This window comes from Ferrovibrio sp., from assembly GCF_025869515.1.
GTDB lineage: Bacteria > Pseudomonadota > Alphaproteobacteria > Ferrovibrionales > Ferrovibrionaceae > Ferrovibrio.
In genome coordinates, this window is sequence record NZ_JAOZVR010000010.1 from 37,526 (window position 1) to 58,145 (window position 20,620).

At 66.3% G+C, this 20,620-nt stretch carries 20 protein-coding genes; 11 read left to right on the forward strand and 9 right to left on the reverse strand.

What is annotated here, in order from left to right; genetic code table 11:
* Positions 1-158: 158 nt before the first annotated feature.
* The 3 genes from atzF (at position 159) to OJJ21_RS01645 (ending at position 3,651) form a co-directional block, all read left to right on the forward strand.
* Positions 159-2,006, forward strand: coding sequence for an allophanate hydrolase (atzF, locus tag OJJ21_RS01635; RefSeq protein WP_297682633.1), 1,848 nt, complete (start codon positions 159-161; stop codon positions 2,004-2,006).
* 451 nt (positions 2,007-2,457) lie between these two features.
* Positions 2,458-3,066 (forward strand): glutathione S-transferase, encoded by a 609-nt coding sequence (locus OJJ21_RS01640; protein WP_297682634.1) that lies wholly within the window; start codon positions 2,458-2,460, stop codon positions 3,064-3,066.
* Between the two features lie 36 nt (positions 3,067-3,102).
* A complete protein-coding gene (locus OJJ21_RS01645; RefSeq protein ID WP_297682635.1) occupies positions 3,103-3,651 on the forward strand; it encodes a PAS domain-containing protein in 549 nt (182 codons plus the stop codon).
* Positions 3,652-3,664: 13 nt separating this feature from the next.
* On the opposite strand, the gene OJJ21_RS01650 is transcribed toward OJJ21_RS01645, so the two are convergent.
* Positions 3,665-4,060, reverse strand: a complete 396-nt coding sequence (locus OJJ21_RS01650; protein ID WP_297682636.1) for a tautomerase family protein — start codon at positions 4,058-4,060, stop codon at positions 3,665-3,667.
* Positions 4,061-4,171: 111 nt separating this feature from the next.
* On the opposite strand from OJJ21_RS01650, the gene OJJ21_RS01655 reads away from it, so the two are divergent.
* Positions 4,172-5,023, forward strand: coding sequence for a LysR family transcriptional regulator (locus OJJ21_RS01655; protein WP_297682637.1), 852 nt, complete (start codon positions 4,172-4,174; stop codon positions 5,021-5,023).
* On the opposite strand, the gene OJJ21_RS01660 is transcribed toward OJJ21_RS01655, so the two are convergent.
* Entirely contained in the window at positions 5,020-7,071 is a 2,052-nt protein-coding gene (locus OJJ21_RS01660; protein WP_297682638.1) for an elongation factor G, read from the reverse strand. The genes OJJ21_RS01655 and OJJ21_RS01660 overlap by 4 nt on opposite strands.
* A 243-nt stretch (positions 7,072-7,314) precedes the next feature.
* On the opposite strand from OJJ21_RS01660, the gene trxC reads away from it, so the two are divergent.
* Both trxC and OJJ21_RS01670 read left to right on the forward strand, forming a co-directional pair.
* A complete protein-coding gene (gene trxC / locus OJJ21_RS01665) occupies positions 7,315-7,761 on the forward strand; it encodes a thioredoxin TrxC (RefSeq protein WP_297682639.1) in 447 nt (148 codons plus the stop codon).
* A 126-nt stretch (positions 7,762-7,887) separates the two neighbouring features.
* A complete protein-coding gene (locus OJJ21_RS01670) occupies positions 7,888-9,177 on the forward strand; it encodes an NCS2 family permease (protein ID WP_297682640.1) in 1,290 nt (429 codons plus the stop codon).
* A gap of 56 nt (positions 9,178-9,233) precedes the next feature.
* On the opposite strand, the gene OJJ21_RS01675 is transcribed toward OJJ21_RS01670, so the two are convergent.
* The 5 genes from OJJ21_RS01675 to OJJ21_RS01695 form a co-directional block, all read right to left on the reverse strand.
* Positions 9,234-9,509, reverse strand: coding sequence for a GNAT family N-acetyltransferase (locus OJJ21_RS01675; RefSeq protein WP_297682641.1), 276 nt, complete (start codon positions 9,507-9,509; stop codon positions 9,234-9,236).
* Between the two features lie 55 nt (positions 9,510-9,564).
* Entirely contained in the window at positions 9,565-10,476 is a 912-nt protein-coding gene (locus tag OJJ21_RS01680) for a DMT family transporter (RefSeq protein WP_297682642.1), read from the reverse strand.
* Positions 10,477-10,586: 110 nt separating this feature from the next.
* The gene (locus OJJ21_RS01685) at positions 10,587-11,087 is read right to left on the reverse strand and encodes an SRPBCC family protein (RefSeq protein ID WP_297682643.1); all 501 of its coding nucleotides are present in this window, start codon (positions 11,085-11,087) and stop codon (positions 10,587-10,589) included.
* Between the two features lie 98 nt (positions 11,088-11,185).
* Positions 11,186-12,436: an RNA polymerase sigma factor gene (locus OJJ21_RS01690; protein WP_297682644.1), complete on the reverse strand. Its 1,251-nt coding sequence runs from the start codon at positions 12,434-12,436 to the stop codon at positions 11,186-11,188.
* On the reverse strand, positions 12,433-12,825 hold the full coding sequence (locus tag OJJ21_RS01695) for a YciI family protein (RefSeq protein ID WP_297682645.1): 393 nt from the start codon (positions 12,823-12,825) through the stop codon (positions 12,433-12,435). Before OJJ21_RS01695 ends, OJJ21_RS01690 begins: the two co-directional genes overlap by 4 nt.
* Before the next feature lie 194 nt (positions 12,826-13,019).
* Here OJJ21_RS01695 and OJJ21_RS01700 point away from each other — a divergent pair, with 194 nt between their 5' ends.
* Complete coding sequence (locus tag OJJ21_RS01700) at positions 13,020-13,667, forward strand: alternative oxidase (RefSeq protein ID WP_297682646.1); 648 nt, start codon at positions 13,020-13,022, stop codon at positions 13,665-13,667.
* 6 nt (positions 13,668-13,673) lie between these two features.
* Here OJJ21_RS01700 and OJJ21_RS01705 read toward each other — a convergent pair whose 3' ends face one another.
* Both OJJ21_RS01705 and OJJ21_RS01710 read right to left on the reverse strand, forming a co-directional pair.
* Positions 13,674-14,660, reverse strand: a complete 987-nt coding sequence (locus tag OJJ21_RS01705; protein WP_297682647.1) for a tripartite tricarboxylate transporter substrate binding protein — start codon at positions 14,658-14,660, stop codon at positions 13,674-13,676.
* A 32-nt stretch (positions 14,661-14,692) separates the two neighbouring features.
* Positions 14,693-15,838 (reverse strand): mandelate racemase/muconate lactonizing enzyme family protein, encoded by a 1,146-nt coding sequence (locus OJJ21_RS01710; protein WP_297682648.1) that lies wholly within the window; start codon positions 15,836-15,838, stop codon positions 14,693-14,695.
* A gap of 103 nt (positions 15,839-15,941) precedes the next feature.
* Here OJJ21_RS01710 and OJJ21_RS01715 point away from each other — a divergent pair, with 103 nt between their 5' ends.
* The 4 genes from OJJ21_RS01715 (at position 15,942) to OJJ21_RS01730 (ending at position 20,618) form a co-directional block, all read left to right on the forward strand.
* Positions 15,942-16,922, forward strand: coding sequence for a LysR substrate-binding domain-containing protein (locus tag OJJ21_RS01715; protein WP_297682649.1), 981 nt, complete (start codon positions 15,942-15,944; stop codon positions 16,920-16,922).
* Between the two features lie 261 nt (positions 16,923-17,183).
* Positions 17,184-17,843: a (d)CMP kinase gene (gene cmk, locus OJJ21_RS01720; protein WP_297682650.1), complete on the forward strand. Its 660-nt coding sequence runs from the start codon at positions 17,184-17,186 to the stop codon at positions 17,841-17,843.
* A gap of 124 nt (positions 17,844-17,967) precedes the next feature.
* A complete protein-coding gene (gene rpsA, locus OJJ21_RS01725) occupies positions 17,968-19,695 on the forward strand; it encodes a 30S ribosomal protein S1 (protein WP_297682651.1) in 1,728 nt (575 codons plus the stop codon).
* A 251-nt stretch (positions 19,696-19,946) separates the two neighbouring features.
* A complete protein-coding gene (locus tag OJJ21_RS01730) occupies positions 19,947-20,618 on the forward strand; it encodes a hypothetical protein (RefSeq protein ID WP_297682652.1) in 672 nt (223 codons plus the stop codon).
* Positions 20,619-20,620: the final 2 nt, after the last annotated feature.

The following is a 20,620-nucleotide window of genomic DNA, read 5'->3' on the forward strand; positions in this document are numbered from 1 at the left end:
TATGCAATTGCATTCGGGCGCGATTAAATTTACGACACGGATATTCTGTAATAAGTGATATTTTCTAGTATCTTAGTCGAATAATCCGGCGGTATGGTGATTGCATACACGTTAGAGAAGGCCCGCCCAAAACGGCTGCGGGCACAAGGATATGACGCATGACTGTTGCCTCCGTTGCCGTCCAGGCTGCCGCCATTGGCCCGCTCGATCTGACCACGCTGGGCGAGGCCTATCGCCACGGCCGGCGCAAACCCTCCGCCGTGATCGCCGCGATCTACGATGCCATCGCCGCCAGTGGCGAGGACGGCGTGTGGATCGTGCTCAACCCGCGCGACGCGGCCTTGCAGCGTGCCGCCGAGCTGGAGCGCGATGGCGTCAGCGATGCGCTGCCGCTGTGGGGCGTGCCCTTTGCGGTGAAGGACAATATCGATGTCGCCGGTTTGCCGACGACGGCGGCCTGCCCGGCTTTCTCTTATCTGCCGACGCAGACGGCCTTTGCCGTGCAGAAGCTGCTGGCGGCTGGCGCCATCCTGATCGGCAAGACCAATCTGGATCAGTTCGCCACCGGCCTGGTCGGCGTGCGCTCGCCCTATGGCGTGGCGCGCAATCCCTTCGATGCCGCCTATATCCCGGGCGGCTCCAGCTCCGGCTCGGCCGTGGCGGTCTCCAGTGGCCTGGTCAGCTTTGCGCTCGGCACCGATACCGCCGGCTCGGGTCGCGTGCCGGCCGGCTTCAACAATATCGTGGGCCTGAAGCCCAGCGTCGGCCTGCTCAGCGGCAGCGGCATGGTGCCGGCCTGCCGCAGCATCGACTGCATTTCGGTCTTCGCGCTCACCGTGCCCGACAGCATGGCGGTGCTGGAGGCCGCCGCCGGGCTCGACACCGGCGATGGCTACAGCCGCGCCGCGCCCGCCGGCTGGCGCAGCGTGGTGCCGGCAAAACCGTCGGCCTTCCGCTTCGGCCTGCCGCAAAAAGCGCAGCGCAAGTTCTTCGGCAATGCGGAAGCCGAGAAGCTGTTCGATGCCGCCATTGCAAAGCTGCAGGCCATGGGCGGCACGTCGGTCGAGATCGATTACGCGCCCTTTGCCGAGGCCGCCGGTTTCCTCTACCAGCCGGCCGGCACGGCGGAACGCACGGCGGCCACGGCCGACTTCATGGCCGGCCATGCCGGAGCCATGCATCCGGTGACGCGCGCCATCGTGGAGAAGGGACTGGGGGCCAGCGGCGCCGATGTGTATCGCATGCAGTATCGCCTGCAGGCCCTGCGCCAGCAGACCGCCAAAGTCTGGGATGATCTCGACTGCATGGTGGTGCCGACCAGCGGCACGATCTACCGCATCGACGAGGTTGCGGCCGATCCGATTGCGCTCAACAGCAATCTCGGCACCTACACCAATTTCGTGAACTACTTCGATCTCGCAGCATTGGCGGTGCCGAACGGTTTCCAGCCCAACGGGCTGCCGGCCGGTATCACCCTGATCGCGCCGCGTTTTCATGAAAGTGTTCTTGCTGCCATCGGACATGCCTTCCACCAGCAGAGCGGGCTGACGCTCGGCGCCACCGGTTTTGCGCAGCCGGCGGCGAAACCGGCCGCGGCGGCGCCGTCCTGGCCCTGGATCACGGTTGCGGTCTTCGGTGCGCATATGTCGGGCGAGCCGCTCAATCCGCAGCTGCTGGCGCTCGGCGGGCGACTGATCGGGCCCTGCCGCACCGCGCCGGATTACCGGCTCTATCGCCTGCGCGAGAAAAACATGCTGCGCCCCGGCCTGGTGCGGATCGGCGCCGGCGCCGGCGTTGCCATCGGCTGCGAGCTCTGGTCCCTGCCGCCGGCCGGTTTCGGCGTGATGACGGCGGCGATCCCGGGCCCGCTCGGCATCGGCAGCGTCACCCTGGAGGATGGCAGCAGCGTGAAGGGATTCCTCTGCGAGGCCATCGCCGTCGGCGATGCCGAAGATATTTCGGCCTATGGCGACTGGCGCGCCTATCGCCGCGCCGTTGCAGCCTAGCTTGGGCAGCCTAGCTTGGGCAGCCTAGGCCGGGCGGCCTGCGGCGCCGCTGATCCGGCCACGGCCCAGTTTATGCCTGCCTCGCTGCTGGGCAGCGGCCGGTGCCGTCGCCCGCCTCTTGGGCAGAGAGGCGGATTTTCCCGTCCAAACCGCCCGGAATCCCCCTGAAACGGCTGGCATGAAATCTGCTTCGTAAGGACAAGCATCCGGTGCCGAGGCGCATCGGGCTGCGAGTACCCCGGCTGCTGGACTCAGGTTCGGCCCCGGGTGGCGAGACGGACACTTCACGCCGGCTGCGGGCACTTCCCGCTAGCCGGCGTTTTTTTTGCACCCGGCCCGGACCGGCGCCCGCTTCACGGGATTGTCGTGATTGTCCGCATGGCGCGCCCGCCGCACCACGGCTAGGCTGTATGCGAATCAACAAGCAACACCGTCTGGGGAAGACCGTCCGATGAAACTCTATTTCTCGCCGACCTCGCCGTATGTCCGCAAGGTCACCGTCCTCGCATTGGAAACCGGCCTCGATGCTCGGATCGAGCGGCTGCCGAGCCCGACCACGCCGATCGACCAGAATGCCGAGGTCGCCAGGGCCAATCCGGTCGCCAAGGTGCCGACGCTGGTCACCGATGACGGCCTGCATCTCTTCGACAGCCGGGTGATCTGCGAATATCTCGACACCCTGCATGACAGGGCGAAATTCTTTCCCGCCGCCGGCGCGGCGCGCTGGACCGCCCTGCGCCAGCAGGCGCTCGGCGACGGTCTGCTCGATGCCGCCCTGCTGGCACGTTACGAAGGTTTCCTGCGTCCGGAAGACAAGCGCTGGCCGGCCTGGGCCGAGGGTCAGATGAAAAAGGTGCATGGCGCGCTGGCCGACATCGAGACGCTGGCCGACAGCCTGGGCGAGCGTGTCGATATCGGCACCGTCACGCTGGCCTGCGCGCTCGGCTATATGGATTTCCGCTATGCCGGCATCGAATGGCGCAAGCAGTATCCGAAGGCGGCCGCCTTCGCCGACCGCATGTTCGCGCGGCCGTCCTTCAAGGCCACGGTGCCGGCCTGATGCCGGCAGCCGCCGCAATCGTGCCGGCCTGATGCCATGAACGATGCGGCGCTCTCCCGGCCATGGCTGCAGGACCGCCGCATCGTGCATCTGCTCGAAGTCTGGCGCTCGGCCCGGCTGGCGCCGGGTCTGCTGCCGCCGCGCACTGCCATCGATCCGGTCGCGCTCGGCGCCGATCTGCTGCCCTATGTGGCGCTGGTGGACGCCACCCATGGCGGCACGCGGTTCCGCTTCCGCCTGGTCGGCACCGGGCTGGTTGAGCATGCCGGGCTTGATCTCAGCGGCCACTATATCGAAGAGCTCAATAACAACCGCGACTATGTCGACTACATCAACGGCCTGTACCGCCAGACGGTGGCGGCGCGCCTGCCGGTCTATTCCGAGACACGCTATCGCGCGCCCAGCGGCCGCGTCGGGCTGACGCGCCGGCTGACCTGCCCGCTCACCACCGACGGCAGCACGGTGAACATGTTCGTCGCCACGCAGGTCTTCGAAACCGGTGACGGCGACGGCGACGCACCGACCTACACCTATGCCGCCAGCTTCGTGCCAGGCATCACCAAAGTGCTGGCGGATTCGGACTAGGCGGCCCGCGCGCTTATGCCGCCGCGTCGGTGGCGTACTGCGCGAGGCCGTGACCCATCGACCAGTTCTCGGGCAGCGTCTCGACCAGGTTGATGAAGACGTCCTCCGGGCGCAGGCCGGGATTGACGGTGAGCTTTTCGGTGATGCGGCGATACAGCGCCTTTTTCTGCGCGCTGCTGCGCGTGTTGCTGACGGTCAGCTGGATGACGACGAGATCGTCGCTGCGCGCGACGCCGAGATAGGTGGGACTGCACCAGAAATCGGCCGCGTCATGCTCGGTCACCAGCATGAAGTAATCGTCGTCCGGCACAGTGAAGGTCTCGCGCATCGCGGCGTAGAGGCCGTCGAGAATGGCCTGGCGGTAGGCGGCGGGCTTGCCCCGGCGCAGCGAGACACGGGTGAGTGGCATGAGGTGATCCTCCTGATTGAACCAATGACCGGGAGGGTAGCGCGGCATTGACCATTAAAAAATCATATGGAATCATATTTCAATGATTTCCATTTACAATGATTGGCCAGCATGAAGGCGCTCGATATCGAAACTGTCCAGGCCTTCGTCCTGGTCGCCGATCTGGCCAGCTTCACCCGCGCGGCCGAGGCGATGGACGCGACGCAGTCTGCCGTGAGTCTCAGGATCAAGCGCCTCGAGGACGAGCTCGGCCGGCGCCTGTTTGAGCGGACGCCCCGGCGGGTCCGCCTGACCGCCGCCGGCCAGCTCTTCCTCGACCGGGCGCGCCTGCTGATCGCCGCCCATGGCAACGCGCTGGATGCGTTTGCGATCGAGCGGCGGCGGCTCGTCGTCGGCATCAGCGACCACGCGGTCGGCGCCGAACTGCCGCTGCTGCTGCAGCGCGTGAAGCGCGCCGAACCCGGCCTCGTGCTGGAGATGCATGTCGGCAGCTCGCGCGACTTGCTCGCCGCCTTCGACGATGGCGCGTTCGATGCCGTGATCGTGCAGGGGCATGACGCGGGGCGACGCGGCGGCGAGGTGCTGCTCGCCGAGTCCTTCGGCTGGATGGCCGGGCGCGATTTCGCGCATCGCCCAGGCGATCCGCTGCCGCTCGCCGCGCAATCGGCGACTTGCGGCATGCGCAGCATGGGCGTGACGGCGCTTGATGCTGCCGGGATTCCCTGGACCGAGGTCTTCGTCGGCGGCGGGGTCGGTACCATCGCGGCCGCAGTCTCGGCCGGGCTCGCCGTCGCCGTGCTGGGCCGGCGCGTCGCTCCGCCGGGCGCGATCGATATCGGGCCTGCTCTGGGCCTGCCGGCACTGCCGCCGCGCGATCTTGTGCTCTATGCGAGCCTCTCGGACCCCGCGGCCCGGCAGTCGCTCAAGACACTTGCCGCGGCCATTCGTTCGACGGCGGCCTAGGCTGCCTGCGCGGCGCGCCGGCGATCCTCCACCACGCGGTCGGCCAGCTTGCCGGCCAGTTCCTGCAGATGGTCGAATTTCGCGCTGAAACCGCCGACCCCCAGCGTCATCGACCGCAGCTCGACGGCCAGGTCGTGCATTTCGGCCTCGGGCAGGTAGCAGTCGATCTCGTCCCAGCCCGGCCAGTCGGCGCGCGCGCTGATGCCGAGGATCTGGCCCCGCCGCGACGACACGATGGCATGCACCTTCGCGGTATATTCGGTCGGCACCGTGAAGGTGACGGCCTGGATCGGTTCCAGCAGCACCGGCGCGCATTTGCTCAGCCCCTCGCTCATCGCCAGTCCGCCGCAGGTGCGGAAGGCCTGGTCGGAGGAATCGACCGAGTGATACTGCCCGTCGGTCAGCGTCACGCTGACATCCACCACCGGGAAGCCGAGCGGGCCACGGACAAGCGATTCCTGAATCCCTTCATCCACCGCCGGAATGAAGTTTTTCGGAATCGCGCCGCCGACCACGCGGTTGACGAAGTGGTAACCGGCGCCGCGCGGCTGCGGCGCGATCTCCACCTTGATATCGGCGAACTGGCCATGACCGCCGGACTGCCGTTTGAAACGGGCATGCTGGTAGGCGCCGTGGCGGATGGTCTCCTTATAGGCCGTCATCGGTGCGCTGCTGTGCACGCCGACATTGAAGCGGTTCTGCAGCTTGTCGATGCTGAGCTTGAGGTGGATCTCGCCCTGGCCCTTCAGCCGCAGTTCGCCGCCGCCCTGCTCGACGACCAGGCTGGGATCTTCCTCCTGCAGCTTGTGCAGGGCGGTGGTCAGCTTCACTTCGTCCTTGCGGTCGGCCGGATGCAGCGACACGGCATGCACCGGCGGCGCCGGCACCGGCCAGTCGGCAATCGGCCGGCCGGCACCATCGCCATTCAGCTGCTGGCCGGTGGCGATCTCGTCCAGGCGGCTCAGGCCGACGATCTCGCCCGGCCCGGCCAGCGCCGCCTTTTCGGCATGCCCGCCCATGAGGCGATACAGCCCGCCGAGCCGTTTGCCGCCGAGCTGCGCATTCTCGGCAATGCTGCCGCGCCACAGCCGCGCCAGGCTCAGTTTGCCGGTATGCGCCTGGTACAGCGTCTTGAACACGGTGGCGCCGAGCGCTTCGCTGTCGGCATCGACATCCAGCCGCGTCATCGTCTCGTCGTGATGCGGCGCCTCGTGGCGCAGCGCCTTCCACAGCCGCAGCACGCCGTTGCCATGCTCGGCCGAACCGAAAAAGACCGGCACGATCAGGTCCTCGGCCAGGTCCTTGCTCAGCCGGCTGTAGATATCCTGCGGCGCCGGAACGCGGTCTTCCAGCAATTGTTCCAGCAGCGCGTCGTCGAAATCAGCGATGGTTTCAAGCAACTGTTGCCGTGCCTCGCTCTCGCGCGGCCGCACGCTGTCGGGCATCTCGATCAGGTCGGATGTGGTGTTGTCGCGCCAGCGGTAGGCGCGTTCGGAAACCAGGTCGACATAGCCGGTGATCGCCGCATCGCCGTCGCGGATCGGCACCTCACGCAGCACCAGCGGCTTGGATGACACCTGCTGCAGGGCGGCCAGCAGGTCGCGCATGCGGATGCTGGTCTTGTCCAGCTTGTTGACGAACAGCACATGCGGGATGCGGCGTTCGTCCAGGAAGCGCAGCAGCGGCGCCAGCGTGACGGCGCGCGCCGGATCGGGCTCGGCCACCACGACGGCGATATCGGCCACCATCAGCGCGTTCAGACTCTCCTGCGCCAGCTCCACCGAACCGGGGCAATCGAGAAAAATCCAGGGTTCATCGAGAAAGCGGCAATGCGCCAGATTGGGCTCGATGGTCATCTGCCGGCTGCGCGCCTCGGGCGCCGCATCGCCGACCGATGTGCCGGCGGCAACCGAGCCCTTGCGCGGGATGGCGCCGGCCACGAACAGCAGGGATTCCAGCAGGGTGGTCTTGCCGGCCGTGTAGGGACCGACGATGGCAGCGACCCGCGGTCCGGAAACCCTGGGCGAGGTTTTAGAGGTGTTGGGCATGGTCGGTCTCCTCTGTTGCGGCACGGGAATGCAGCAAGCCTGGCGGCGGATGGGACCGGTTCTGCTGCCGGTCTCAGACGGACGGAACAGCGTTTAACCCTGCCGGTAAGATTCCACAGAACCCGGCCCGGCGATAGCGGATTCGCGGCGGGCTGTGCCGGTGGTCTTGTTATTTTAGGAATCGCTAATACATGTGTGGAAACGGCGAGCGGCTGGCCCATGGCCCGCAGCGAAGGAGTTATCATGACCGATCAGGTTCTTATCCCCTGCCCGCACTGCGCCACGGTGAACCGGCTGGTGCCGGAACGGCGCGCCGACGGCGGCAAATGCGGCAAATGCGGCCAGCCGCTGTTCAGCGGCCGGCCGGTGACGCTCACGGCGGCGAATTTCGAGCGCCATGCCGGGGCGGCCGATCTGCCGCTGCTGGTGGATTTCTGGGCCGCCTGGTGTGGTCCCTGCCGCATGATGGCGCCGGTGATCGACCAGGCCGCGGCGGCTTTCGAACCGCATGTCAGGGTCGGCAAGCTCGACACCGAAGCGGAGCAGGGGCTGGCGGCGCGCTTCCAGATCCGCTCGATCCCGACGCTGGCGCTGTTCCGCGGCGGACGGGAAATCGCCCGCATCGCCGGGGCCATGCCGCTGCCGCAGCTGCAGCGCTGGGTCGAACAGAGTCTGGCACCGCGCCCGTAAGGCGCTGTCGAGTCGCAAGGAATCTGTGTTTCGCGCCCCGGTTTCATACTAAAGTCGAAACCATGATTCGGTGGTGAGGTCGTGCCGGGGGGCACGCACTGCCGTGCATTGCGGGGAGCAACATCCATGCTTGAGCGCTATTTCAAACTGTCCGAACACGGCACCACCGTGAAGGTCGAGCTGCTTGCCGGCCTCACCACCTTCCTCACCATGGCCTACATCATCTTCGTCAACCCGATGATCATGTCCAAGGCCGGGGTGGACCAGGGCGCGGCCTTCGTCGCCACCTGCGTGGGCGCCGCCTTCGCCAGCGCCCTGATGGGCCTGTGGGCCAAGTATCCGGTCGCGCTCGCGCCGGGCATGGGCCTCAATGCCTATTTCTCCTATGGCGTGGTGCTCGGCATGGGCCACACCTGGCAGGTGGCGCTCGGCGCCGTCTTCCTGTCCGGCGTGCTGTTCCTGATCATCAGCGTGCTGCCGATCCGGGAAAAGATCGTCAACGCCATTCCGATGTCGCAGAAGATGGCGATCGGTGCCGGCATCGGCCTGTTCCTCGCCATCATCGCGCTGGAAAATGCCGGCATCGTGGTGGCGCATCCGGCCACCATCGTCACGCTCGGCAAGATCGGCGCGCCCACCGCGCTGCTGGCCTGCCTCGGCTTCGTGCTGATCATCGCGCTGGACTACCGCAAGATTCCGGGCGCCATCATGATCGCCATTCTGGCGATCACCGTGGTCGGCATCGGCATGGGCCTGTCGAAGTTCAACGGCATCGTCTCGGCACCGCCGAGTCTGGCGCCCACCTTCCTGCAGATGGATATCATGGGCGCGCTGTCGGTCGGCCTGGTCTCCATCGTCTTCGCCTTCTTCATGGTCGATCTGTTCGACAATACCGGCACGCTGATCTCGATTGCGCCGCGTGCCGGCATGATGGACAGCCACGGCCGGCTCAAGCGCATCGGCCCGGCCTTCATCTCGGATTCGATCGCCTGCATGGTCGGCGCCGCGCTCGGCACCTCCACCGTCACCAGCTACATCGAATCCGCCGCCGGCATCCGCGCCGGCGGCCGCACCGGCCTGACCGCCGTGGTGGTGGCCGTGCTGTTCCTGGTCTCGGTCTTCCTGGCGCCGCTGGCCACCAGCATCCCGGGCTTCGCCACCGCGCCGGCGCTGTTCTTCGTCGCCTGCGTGATGGCCGGCAGCATCGTGAAGATCGACTGGGAAGACGTCACCGAATATGCCCCGGCCGTCGTCACCATGATCGCCATGCCGCTGACCTTCTCGATCGCCACCGGCATCGCGCTCGGCTTCATCGCCTATGTGGTGGCCAAGCTGCTGTCGGGCCGCGTCAAGGACGTGCATCCGATCATGGGTGTGCTGGCGATCCTGTTCGTGATCAAGCTGGCGGTCACGTAATCCGGCAGCCAGCCGGCAACCGGCGGGCGGCGGGGCAACCTGCCGCCCGTTTGCATTTATGCCAGCAGGTCGGCGCTTTCCGGATGGCGCCGCAGCCAGGCGGCAGCATAGCTGCACAGCGGCACCAGCTTTTCATTCTGCGTGCGCGCCAGTTCGACGATGCCCTGCATCAGCCGCCCGGCGGCGCCGCTGCCGCGCAAGGCAACCGGCGCCTCGACATGCAGGATGGACACGATGCCATCTTTACGGCGGTAGCGCGCGAACACGGTCTGGCCTGCGACGGGCAGTTCATACTGGCTGCGTTCGATATTGTCAGTGACGATCTCGCTCATGCCCCTAATCTGGGAAAGACGGGCGCGCCGGGCAAGCCCTTATTTTCGCTCACGCTTACTTGCGCACGGCCAGGCCGAGCAGGATGCCGCCGACCAGCACGATCACGCCGATGATTTCGCTGCGCGACGGCTTTTCGCGGAACACCAGATAGGACATCAGGAAAGTGAAGACCATTTCGGTCATGCCCAGCATGCGCACATAGGCCGCCACCTGCAGCGCCATGGCGGTGAACCAGCCGGCCGAACCCGCTGCCGAAGCCATGCCCACCACCAGGCCGGGTCGCCAGGCCTGCACCACGCGCTTCAGCTCGCCCGGCTCGCGCCAGAGCAGATAGGCCAGCATGAGCCCGATCTGAAGCACGATGGCATGCACAAGGGTCGTCGCTGCGGCCAGCGGCAGGAACGCTTCGTTGAGCGACAGCGAGGCGGCGCGGAAGCCGATGGCCGAGACGGCGAACAGCGCGCCCGAGCCGATGCCGATCAGCGCCGACTTTTCCATCCAGCCGAACAGGAAGGCGCGGATGGCGTTGTCGCTGCCCTTCAGCGAGATCAGCAGCACGCCGATGGTGCCGATCACGATGGCGGCGACGCCATAGAGACTCACCGGCTCGGCCAGGATCAGCATGCCGAAGGCGGCGGCCTGCAGCGCCTCGGTCTTGGAATAGGCGGTCGCCACGACGAAATTGCGCATCGACAGCGCGAGAATCAGCAGATTGGTGGCGAGGATCTGCGCCACGCCGCCCAGCGCGGTCCAGGCGTAAAACTCCAGATGTGTGCCGGGCAGTGGTTTGCCGGTGAAATACAGGCAGGCGGCGAGATAGACGATGGCGAGCGGCAGGCCATAGGCAAAGCGCACGAAGCTGGCGCCGTTGGTGCTGAGCCGGCCCTTCAGCTGTTTCTGCAGGCCGGTGCGCACGGTCTGGCAGGCGGCAGCCCAGATGGTGATCGGTATCCATGCCCATTCCATGCAGCATGGCCTAACCGGTCATCGCCAGGCGGGCAAATGAAAAGCGCTCCGGCGCCCCTTGAGGGGAATTCGCCGAAGCGTCTCTGCGTAGCCCGAGTCCGGGTCTTCGTTTACCTGCCGCCGGCCTTCAGCCGCGCGACCACCTCGATCAGCTGGTCGGCGACCTGGCCCCAGCCTTCGTGGAAGCCCATCTGTTCATGGGCCTGCATGTCCTCGTCCGACCAGTGCAGTGCCCGGGCGGTGTAGCGCGTCCTGCCGTTGCCCAAGTCATCGAAGGTGGTGATCGCCACCATGAAGGCCTTTTCGCTCGGCTGCCAGCCCGGCCGGAAGGCATCGGTCGAGACGATGCGCTGGTTCGGCACCACTTCGAGGAAGACGCCGTCGAGCGGATATTCCGGGCTGCCCCCCTCTGCTGTGGCGGGGTCTTTCATCACAGCCTGGAAACGGCCGCCGGCGCGGAAGTCGATCTCGATGGCGGTGGTGGTCAGCGGCCTGGGCGCGAACCATTCGGTCAGATGCTCGGTCCAGGCCCGGTAGACCAGGGCGGGCGGCGCATCGATGTCGCGGGTCAGCGACAGTTCGCGGGACGGCGTCTGGGTTTTGTTGCTCATGGCGTTCATCCTGTTGGTCCTTTCGGGGGTTGATACCGCAAGGACGGTGACGGGACGGGCGATCCGACAGCGCGCCGGAAATTTTTCCGGACATTCTTTCAGGCGATTTTCTGGCCCAGGCGATCCAGATGCTGGCGGATATGGGCGGCCTCGGCCGGGGTGCGTGCCAGGGCAATCGCCCGGTCGAAGGCGATGCGGGCTTCCTCGTCGCGGCCGAGTTCCTGCAGCAGGGCGCCCTGCACGCCGTAGAAATAGAAGTAGTTGGCGAGCGCCGGGGCCAGCGGCGCGATCATCTCCAGGGCCGCCTCGGGCCCGGAGGCTTTCAGCACCGCCACCGCGCGGTTCAGCGTGATCACGGGCGAAGGCTGTATCTTCTCCAGCGTCGCATACAGCCGCTCGATCTGTACCCAGTCGGTGTCTGCCGCCTTGGCTGCCTGCGCATGCAAGGCCGCGATGGCAGCCTGCACCAGCATCGGCCCCGGCTTCGCGTGACGCATTGCCTTGTCGAGCAGGGCAAGGCCTTCGGTGATCATGCCGATATCCCAGCGGCCGCGGTCCTGGTCTTCCAGCAGTACGATCTGGCCCTCGCCATCCAGCCGCGTGTCGGCGCGGGCATGCTGCAGCAGCATCAGGGCCGTCAGTCCCATGATCTCGGTTTCGGAGGGGAACAGCCGCAGCAGCAGGCGGGAAAGCCGGATGGCTTCGTCGCAGAGCGGCTTGCGGATATGCGCCTCGCCGCCGCTGGCCGAATACCCCTCATTGAACAGCAGGTAGAGCATGGCGGCCACCACACCCAGCCGCCCGGCGCGTTCCACCGCACCCGGCGTGGCGAATTCCGTGCCGGCCTCGGCAATGCGCCGCTTGGCGCGGGTGATGCGCTGTTCCATGGCGCTCTCGCTGACCAGGAAGGCGCTGGCGATCTCTGCCACGGTCAGTCCCGATACGATGCGCAAGGCCAGCGCGATCTGCTGTGTATTCGGCAAATCCGGATGGCAGCAGATGAACAGGAGGCGCAGGATATCGTCGCGATACTGCGCGCCATCCAGCCGTTCGGCCATGTCGTCCTGCACATCCTCGCCGTCGGTGAGGATGTCTTCCTCGGGCAGCGCCACATGCTTCCGGCTGCGCCGCCCCTCATCGACGCCGGAATTGCGCCCGACGAAAATCAGCCAGGCGGCCGCATCGCGCGGCGGGCCTTTTTCCGGCCAGCTCTGCAGGGCGCGCAGGCAGGCTTCCTGGAAAGCTTCCTCGGCGCGGTCGAGATCGCCGCGGAAAAAGCGCAGCAAGGCCGCCACCGCCTGCGGGCGGGCGGATTTGAGCGCCGTATCGATCCAGGTCAGGTCGGTCACGAAATCATGGTCTCCCGTTGCACGGTATCGGGGATGAAGGCACGCAGCGGCCGGATTTCAAAAGCACCGCTGCCGCCATCGCCGTCGCGGCCAGCCATGCCGCGCGCAACCTCGATGGCGTCCTCCAGCGAGGCGACGTCGATCACATACAAACCGAGCAGCTGTTCCTTGGTTTCGGCGAACGGCCCGTCCATCACCACGGGTTCGGCGCCATAGCGCACAGTGGTGGCGGCTGTGGTGTTCATCAGTCGCAGCACCGGGCCGAGCCGGCCCTGTTCGGCCAGCTTGTCGGTGACGACGCGGCGCCTGGCGATCACGGCGTCGTCCTTGGCTTTGGGCCAGGCTTCGACGGCGGCTTCGTCGTTGTAGCAGAGAATGGCATACAGCATCGGTTCGGTTCCTGAATCGGTACAAGGACGCCGAACTATGGCCCAGGCCGACACAGCGGGCGAAAAATAAATTGCCCCATGACAATGCGGGATGACATCGAGGGGCGTTTTTTGCGAGGCCGGATCGCAGAAATCCCGGGATAAATCCCGATACGGAACGTTGATGTCACAACGCCCGAGCAACAGGAGCCGCCATGCCCGACCGCAGCCAAGCCCAGCCGCATCATGTCCCGCAGAATCCGTCCGACCGTATCGCGCTGATCGTGGTGAAGACGCTGCGCTTTTTCGCCGACACATTCTTCGCCAGACGCTACGGCCACCGCGCCGTGGTGCTTGAAACCGTCGCCGCGGTGCCCGGCATGGTCGGCGGCATGCTGGTGCACCTGAAAAGCCTGCGCCGCATGAGCGACGACCGCGGCTGGATTCATACCCTGCTGGAAGAGGCCGAGAACGAGCGCATGCATCTGATGGTCTTCGCCACCATCGCCAAGCCCAATGCGCTGGAACGCCTGCTGGTGCTGCTGGTGCAGGGCGCGTTTTTCAACAGCTTCTTCGTGCTGTATCTGCTGGCGCCGAAAACCGCACATCGCGTGGTCGGCTATCTGGAAGAGGAAGCCGTGGTCAGCTACACGCATTATCTGGAGGAGATCGACGCCGGCCGGCATCCCAATATCCCGGCGCCGCAGATCGCCATCGACTACTGGAAACTGCCGGCCGAAGCCACGTTGCGCGACGTCGTGCTGGTCACCCGTGCCGACGAGGCCAAGCACCGCGACGTCAATCACCGCTTCGCCGATATCCTGGCCGGCGATCGCCCCGGCGCGAAACCGGCGGAGGCCTGACCGTCGTTATTCGATCGAGGCGCCGGTTTCCTTCACCACCCTGGCCCATTTGTCGATCTCGGCCGCGATGAAGCCGGCATAGGCATCCGGTGTGCCGCCGCCCGGGATATAGCCGCCGGCGGCATAGCGTTCCCGGATCGGCGCTTCGCCAAGCGTCGCGTTCATCGCCTTGTTGATCTGCATGACGATTTCGGCCGGCGTCCTGGCCGGCGCCGACAGGCCCATCCAGCCGATCGCGGAGAAACCGGGAAAACCGGATTCCGCCACGGTCGGCGCATCGGGATACAGCGGATTGCGCGCCGGGCTGGTCACCGCCAGCACCTTCAGCTTGCCGCTGCGCACATGCGGCAGGGCGATATCGACATTGATCATCACCGCATTGACCTGTCCGCCGATCACATCGGTGATCGCCGGTGCGGCGCCGCGATAGGGCACATGCTGCAGCTTGATGCCGGCCGTGTGCTGCAGCATCGCCATCGCCAGATGGCCCGACGAGCCGCTGCCGGGGCTGGCGCAGGCGATCTGGTCGGGCTTGGACTTCACCAGCGCGATGAAGTCCTTGAAAGTCTGGGCCGGGAAATCGGCCGAGACCAGCAGGGCATTGGGCACCGAGCCCATCTGGCCGATATGCACGAAGTCCTTGCGCGAATCGTAGGTCATCTGGCTGTACAGCGCGTGGTTCATCGCATTCTGCCCGTTGCCTGACAGCAGCAGCGTGTAGCCATCCGGCGCGGCGCGTGCCACCGCATTGGCGCCGATATTGCCATTGGCGCCGGCGCGGTTCTCCACCACGAAGGGCTTGCCGAAACTCTGGCTGAAGCTCTGCGCGAACAGTCGCGCCAGCACATCGTTGCTGCCGCCGGCGGGGAAGGGCACCACGATGGTCACCGGCCGCTCCGGCCAGGTTGCGGCAAAGGCCAGACGCGGCGCCAGTGCGGCGCCGCCGAGCGCGGCCAACGCGGTAACGACGGTGCGGCGGGTTATCTTGGTCATAGCGGGTTCCTCCGGTTTTTATGGGTATGCGGTTACGGCGCGCAGCGCCATGTCGCCGTCAGCCAGGGCGCCAGGCGTTCGGGGTCGAGATCCAGCCCGGTGCCCGGTGCCTCCGGCACGGCCATCATGCCGTCGCTGTCTAAGGTCATTTCGCCGGCCACGGTCAGCAGCGGATTGGGCGTGGCATCGATTTCCATATAGGGATAGGGCGCCGGCCCGCCGCCGCGCCGCGCCGGCAGCAGGGCCGCCATCTGCAGGGCCGCGCGCTGGTTGACGATGGTGCCGAACACATGCGGCATCACCGGCAGGTCCCAGGCCGCCGCCAGCGCCGCGACGCGCTGGAAACCGCTATAGCCGCCACAAACGGTCAGGTCGGGCTGCAGAATCGAGAAAGTGCCGGCGACCAGGAAATCGCGGAAGGCGGCCAGGCTGCCCAGCGCCTCGCCGCCGGAAATCGCGGTGGGCACGGCGGCGGCCACCGCCGCAGTGCCGGCGATATCCTCGGGCAGCACCGGTTCCTCGATCCACAGCAGCTCGGCATCCTGCATGCGGCGCGCAGACTCGATGGCGGCGCGCGCCGTGTAACCCTGGTTGATATCGACCATCAGGCCGATATCGGGGCCGACATGCCGGCGCAGGCTGCTGGCCATCACGCCATCGGCGCGCGGATCGAAACCGGCGCGCGGTTTGATGGCGCGGAAGCCGCGTTTCAGATAGGCGTCGGTCTCCTTCAGATACTGCCCGTAGGGATCGCTGCCCTCGGCAATGAACGGCCCGCTGGCATAGGCAAAGACCTGATCGCGCAACCGCCCGCCCAGCATGGCGGCCACGCTGGTCTGCTGCGCTTTGGCGGCGATATCGTGCAGGGCCATGTCGAGCGCCGAGATTGCCATCATGGCGACGCCGCGCCGGTCATAGCCGATGCCGGCCATCATGCGGTCCCACAGCCGGCCGTAGTGCAGCGGCGATTCCCCCAGCACCATGCCGGCCAGTCGCGCCTGGACCAGCGCGCCGGCCGCATGCGGCGATGCGAATACCTCGCCCCAGCCGCTGAGGCCGGAATCGGTGATCACCTGCAGCAGCAGGAAATCGCGGCGGCGGATGAAGGTGCGGGCATTGCCGATCGGCGGCGTGGGCGAAAAGCCGAGCTGATAGCCGCGAATCTCGACAACCTTCACTGCGTCCTCCCGGACCTGCTTTTATCTGGCTCGTATTGTCGTGGCCGGGGTCATATATTCAAATGCCGATTTGACCTGAGATCATGTTCTGGACTTATGAATCATGCTGCTGAGCCTGCGCGAGATGGATGTGTTTCGCCGTGTCATGGAACTGGGCAGCGTCACCGCCGCCGCCGCGGCGCTGAACATCTCGCAGCCGGCGGTCAGCCGCCTGCTGCAGCATGCCGAACAGCGGCTCGGCTTCGCGCTGTTCGTGCGGCAGAAGAAACGCCTGGTGCCGACGGCGGAGGCGCATGCGCTGTTCCCCGAAACCATTGCGGCCTTTGCCGCCATCGACGCGGCGCAGCGGCTCGCCGGCGGGTTGCGCACCGGGCAGTCCGGCACGCTGACGCTGGCGGTGATTCCGGCGCTGGCCAATGCCCTGCTGCCCAGGGCCGTGCAGCGGTTTCGCGCGGCGCGGCCCGATGTCTCCGTGGTGATCCAGGCGCTGACCGCGCATGAGATCGCCAACCGCGTGGCCGATTATCGCGCCGATCTCGGCGTCATCATCGGGCCGATTGCGAGTGCCGGCGTGAGCGTCAGCGATCTCTGCGCCACCAGGCTCGGTTGCGTGCTGCCGCGCCGGCATGCGCTGGCGAAAAAGTCCTCGCTGCATCCGGCCGATCTCGCCGATACGCCGCTGATCTGCCTGAGCCGTCATCTGCCGCTCGGCAACCAGACCAGCCGGCTGTTCGCCGATGCCAATGTGCCGCTGCGCATCGCCGTCGAGGTGTCGCAATCGGCCACCGCGCTGGCGCTGGTGCGCGCCGGCGCCGGCATCGCCCTGCTGGATGGCTTCGCCTTCGGCGGTGTGCAGGGCCAGGATCTGGTGATCCGCCCCTTGCGGCCCGATGTCGAAAGCGTGGCGCGTGTCCTGCAGGCCCGCGACCGGCCGCTGTCGCGCCTGGCCCAGGAATTCCTCAAGACCCTGCAGCAGGTGGCGTCGGAGATGAATTTCACCGTGCCGGCGGCCGGGGCGGGGGGGCCGACGGCGCCAGGAGACGCAAAAGCGGTGGCTGGCCGGGGGAAGCGGCACCGGGCTTGAAACCGGGTGCATTGTTCCCATATTGTTCCGTTTGATCCATAAAACTCCGGCCAGTCGGTTAAACCGGCTTGTCGCCGGCGACCCGGTGCTGGACCCGGTGCTGGACATCGTGCAGATCGGTTCGGACTGGCCGAAATTGGCCCGGATTGGCTCGCGTTGGCCCGGATTGGCTCCCGTTGGCCTCCTTCCGGCCCTGACTGGCGGTGCCGGGCCCGGTTCTGGCCCTTGTTTCCGGCGGTTCGGGCGGTTTACCAAGGCCCCATGACATTTCCTTCCTCTTCTGTCGTGATCGCCGTCGACGGCCCGGTGGCCGCCGGCAAGGGCACCCTGGCCCGCCGGCTGGCCGACAAATACGGCTATGCCTATCTCGATACCGGTTCGCTCTATCGCGCCGTGGGGGCCAAGGTGCTGCGCGCCGGCGGTGATCCGGCCGATCCGGATTTTGCCGCCAAGATGGCGGAATCGCTGGAAGAATCCGATCTGGCCGCGAAAGACCTGCGCAGCGAGGCGGTCGGGCTGGCGGCTTCGAAGGTCGCCGCCATTCCCGGTGTGCGGGCCGCCCTGCTGGACTACCAGCGCCGGTTTGCCGCCCTGCCCCCGGGAGGTAAGCCCGGCGCGGTGCTGGACGGCCGCGATATCGGCACGGTGGTCTGCCCCGATGCGGCGGTGAAGCTGTTCGTTACCGCGCGCGACGAGGTGCGGGCCGAGCGGCGGTATAAGGAACTGATCGACAAGGGCGAAACCGTAACCTTCGAGCGCGTGCTGGCCGATCTGCGCCGGCGCGACGAGCAGGACAGGGCGCGCAGCGCCGCCCCGCTCAGGGCCGCCGACGATGCCCACTTGCTGGATACCTCGGATTTGGCTATAGAAGCCGCCGTTGCTGCGGCTGTGGAAATCGTCGCCAACACCCTGAAACCCTGACGCCGGTTTCAGGCTTTTCAACCCACCCTCCGGTCGTTTGCGTCGCGCCGGATGCCTGCATACCCCTCGGCCGCTTCTGAAGCGCGCCGGCAGGCCACCAACCCCGGGGTTTCTAGGAGACTATATGGCCAAGCGCCCTGCCGTTAAGGCTGCGGAAGAGTATTCCGCGGACAACGAGAATTTTGCCGCCCTGCTCGAAGAGTCCTTCACCTCGTCTTCCGCCATGGAAGGCTCGGTCGTCAAGGGCATCGTCGTGGCGATCGAGAATGACTTCGCCCTCATCGATGTGGGCCTGAAGTGCGAAGGCCGCGTGCCGGTCAAGGAATTCGCTGGTCCCGGCCGTGCGGCCGAGATCAAGGTCGGTGACGTTGTCGAGGTCTTCCTCGACCGCATCGAAAACGCGATGGGCGAAGCGGTCATCAGCCGCGACAAGGCCCGCCGCGAAGAGGCCTGGGAAAAGCTGGAGCAGAGCTTCAACGCCAACCAGCGCGTCGAAGGCGTGATCTTCGGCAAGGTCAAGGGCGGTTTCACCGTCGACCTGTCGGGTGCCGTTGCCTTCCTGCCGGGCAGCCAGGTCGATGTGCGTCCGGTGCGCGACATCGGTCCCCTCATGGGCCAGCCGACCGCCTTCCAGATCCTGAAGATGGACCGTCGCCGCGGCAACATCGTTGTCTCGCGTCGCGCCGTGCTCGAAGAGAGCCGCGCCGAAGCCCGCAGCGAACTGGTGTCCAACCTCAAGGAAGGCCAGATCCTCGACGGCGTGGTCAAGAACATCACCGATTACGGTGCGTTCGTTGATCTCGGCGGCGTCGACGGCCTGCTGCATGTCACCGACATCGCCTGGCGTCGCGTGAACCATCCGTCGGAAGTGCTCTCGATCGGCCAGACCGTCAAGGTGCAGGTCATCCGCGTGAACCCGGAAACCCAGCGCATCAGCCTCGGCATGAAGCAGCTGGAAGCCGATCCGTGGGAGGGCGTGAAGTCCAAGTATCCGGTCACCGCCCGCTTCATGGGTCGCGTCACCAACATCACCGACTACGGCGCCTTCGTGGAGCTGGAGCCGGGTGTGGAAGGCCTCGTCCACGTCTCCGAAATGAGCTGGACCAAGAAGAACGTCCATCCGGGCAAGATCGTTTCGACCTCGCAGGAAGTCGAAGTGATGGTGCTGGAAGTCGATCCGGCCAAGCGCCGCATCAGCCTCGGCCTGAAGCAGTGCATGTCGAATCCGTGGGATGCCTTCGCCGAGAAGCATCCGGTCGGTTCGAACATCGAAGGCGAGATCAAGAACATCACCGAATTCGGTCTGTTCATCGGTCTCGATGGCGGCGTCGACGGCATGGTCCATCTGTCGGATCTCGACTGGAACAAGCCGGGCGAGCAGGCCATCACCGAATACACCAAGGGCCAGGTGGTGCAGGCGCAGGTTCTCGACATCGACGTCGAGAAGGAGCGTATCAGCCTCGGCATCAAGCAGCTGGCGAACGATCCGTTCCAGTCGCTCGGTGACCTGAAGAAGGGCAGCGTCGTCACCTGCACGGTGACCGCGGTCGATCCGAAGGGCATCACCATCGCCGTCGGCGACGGTGTGCAGGGCTATATCCGCCGCACCGAGCTGAGCCGCGATCGCGACGAACAGCGCCCCGACCGCTTCTCGGTCGGCGACAAGCTGGACGCCAAGATCGTTACCATCGACGGCAAGGCGCGCAAGCTGACCCTGTCGGTCAAGGCGCTGGAAATGGAAGAGGACCGCAAGGCGATGGAACAGTTCGGTTCCACCGACAGTGGCGCGTCGCTCGGCGACATTCTCGGTGCCGCCATGCGCAAGAAGAAGGACGACGAGGCCGGCGAGTAAGCCGCCCCTCGTTTTCGGGACGACACGAACCCCGGCGGAGCGATCCGCCGGGGTTTTTCTTTGGGGACTGCCCCTGCAACCCGCACCGGATTGCGGCGGCCGTCACACCGGGGTTGCAGCCACCGTCACAGCCGGCACCCTGCGGCCGGGCCAGAATCGCTTGCGTCCGGCAAGGCGGCAGGGTCCGTGACGGGCCCTGTTGCCGACGCCGCGCCATGCTAGACTGCCGCGGGGGCGGCAAGGGGGGTATTATGAATCACGCGTTGAGAGTCATGCTGCTGGTCGCGGTCACGGTGCTGGCCGCCGGGGCCGTACAGGCGCAGGGCAGCAGGCAGGCCGCCGTGGTCGAGGATCTGGCCGGCAAGGTTGCCGGCGTCGAGGTCTTCGATTTCCTTGAACCGGGCAAAACCATCGCCCTGCCGGCCGGCGCCAGGCTGGTGCTCGGCTATATGCAATCCTGCATGCGCGAAACCATCACCGGAGCCGGCAGCGTCACCATCGGCGAAAGCGGCTCCAGGGTGACTGGCGCCAGGCTGCAGCAGGAACAGCTCAAATGCGCCGCCGCCAACCAGCTGGCGCAGGGCCAGGCCGGCAAGAGCGCCGCCATGGTGTTTCGCGGCCAGCCGGGCAGCGGCCGCAAAAAGGCGGAGATTCCGCAGCCCAGCGCCGTGCTGATGTATACCGCGCCGGTCTTCGCCGTGGCGCAGCCGGGCCAGCTCACCATCGAGCGGCTTGATGTCGCCGAGACCGTGCAGGTCTTCCAGGTCAGCGGCAAGTTGTTCGATTACGGCAAGACCGGCAAGAAACTGGATGCCGGCGGCTATTACCGCGTCGAGCTGAACGGCAGAACCGCCGTCTTCCACATTTCGCTGGATGCCGGCGAAGGCTCCGGCCCGCTGCTGCTGCGTCTGGTGCGTTTCTAGGC

Excerpts from the sequence above, each read along its gene's own strand:
- OJJ21_RS01650 (WP_297682636.1), bottom strand. The coding sequence starts at position 4,060 with ATGCCACTCACCCGTGTCTCGCTGCGCCGGGGCAAGCCCGCCGCCTAC.
- OJJ21_RS01655 (WP_297682637.1), top strand. The coding sequence starts at position 4,172 with ATGAAGGCGCTCGATATCGAAACTGTCCAGGCCTTCGTCCTGGTCGCC.
- OJJ21_RS01715 (WP_297682649.1), top strand. The coding sequence starts at position 15,942 with ATGCTGCTGAGCCTGCGCGAGATGGATGTGTTTCGCCGTGTCATGGAA.
- OJJ21_RS01640 (WP_297682634.1), top strand. The coding sequence starts at position 2,458 with ATGAAACTCTATTTCTCGCCGACCTCGCCGTATGTCCGCAAGGTCACC.
- OJJ21_RS01700 (WP_297682646.1), top strand. The coding sequence starts at position 13,020 with ATGCCCGACCGCAGCCAAGCCCAGCCGCATCATGTCCCGCAGAATCCG.
- OJJ21_RS01675 (WP_297682641.1), bottom strand. The coding sequence starts at position 9,509 with ATGAGCGAGATCGTCACTGACAATATCGAACGCAGCCAGTATGAACTG.
- OJJ21_RS01670 (WP_297682640.1), top strand. The coding sequence starts at position 7,888 with ATGCTTGAGCGCTATTTCAAACTGTCCGAACACGGCACCACCGTGAAG.
- OJJ21_RS01645 (WP_297682635.1), top strand. The coding sequence starts at position 3,103 with ATGAACGATGCGGCGCTCTCCCGGCCATGGCTGCAGGACCGCCGCATC.
- rpsA (WP_297682651.1), top strand. The coding sequence starts at position 17,968 with ATGGCCAAGCGCCCTGCCGTTAAGGCTGCGGAAGAGTATTCCGCGGAC.
- OJJ21_RS01660 (WP_297682638.1), bottom strand. The coding sequence starts at position 7,071 with ATGCCCAACACCTCTAAAACCTCGCCCAGGGTTTCCGGACCGCGGGTC.
- cmk (WP_297682650.1), top strand. The coding sequence starts at position 17,184 with ATGACATTTCCTTCCTCTTCTGTCGTGATCGCCGTCGACGGCCCGGTG.
- OJJ21_RS01685 (WP_297682643.1), bottom strand. The coding sequence starts at position 11,087 with ATGAGCAACAAAACCCAGACGCCGTCCCGCGAACTGTCGCTGACCCGC.
- OJJ21_RS01680 (WP_297682642.1), bottom strand. The coding sequence starts at position 10,476 with ATGGAATGGGCATGGATACCGATCACCATCTGGGCTGCCGCCTGCCAG.
- OJJ21_RS01695 (WP_297682645.1), bottom strand. The coding sequence starts at position 12,825 with ATGCTGTATGCCATTCTCTGCTACAACGACGAAGCCGCCGTCGAAGCC.
- OJJ21_RS01730 (WP_297682652.1), top strand. The coding sequence starts at position 19,947 with ATGAATCACGCGTTGAGAGTCATGCTGCTGGTCGCGGTCACGGTGCTG.
- atzF (WP_297682633.1), top strand. The coding sequence starts at position 159 with ATGACTGTTGCCTCCGTTGCCGTCCAGGCTGCCGCCATTGGCCCGCTC.
- OJJ21_RS01705 (WP_297682647.1), bottom strand. The coding sequence starts at position 14,660 with ATGACCAAGATAACCCGCCGCACCGTCGTTACCGCGTTGGCCGCGCTC.
- trxC (WP_297682639.1), top strand. The coding sequence starts at position 7,315 with ATGACCGATCAGGTTCTTATCCCCTGCCCGCACTGCGCCACGGTGAAC.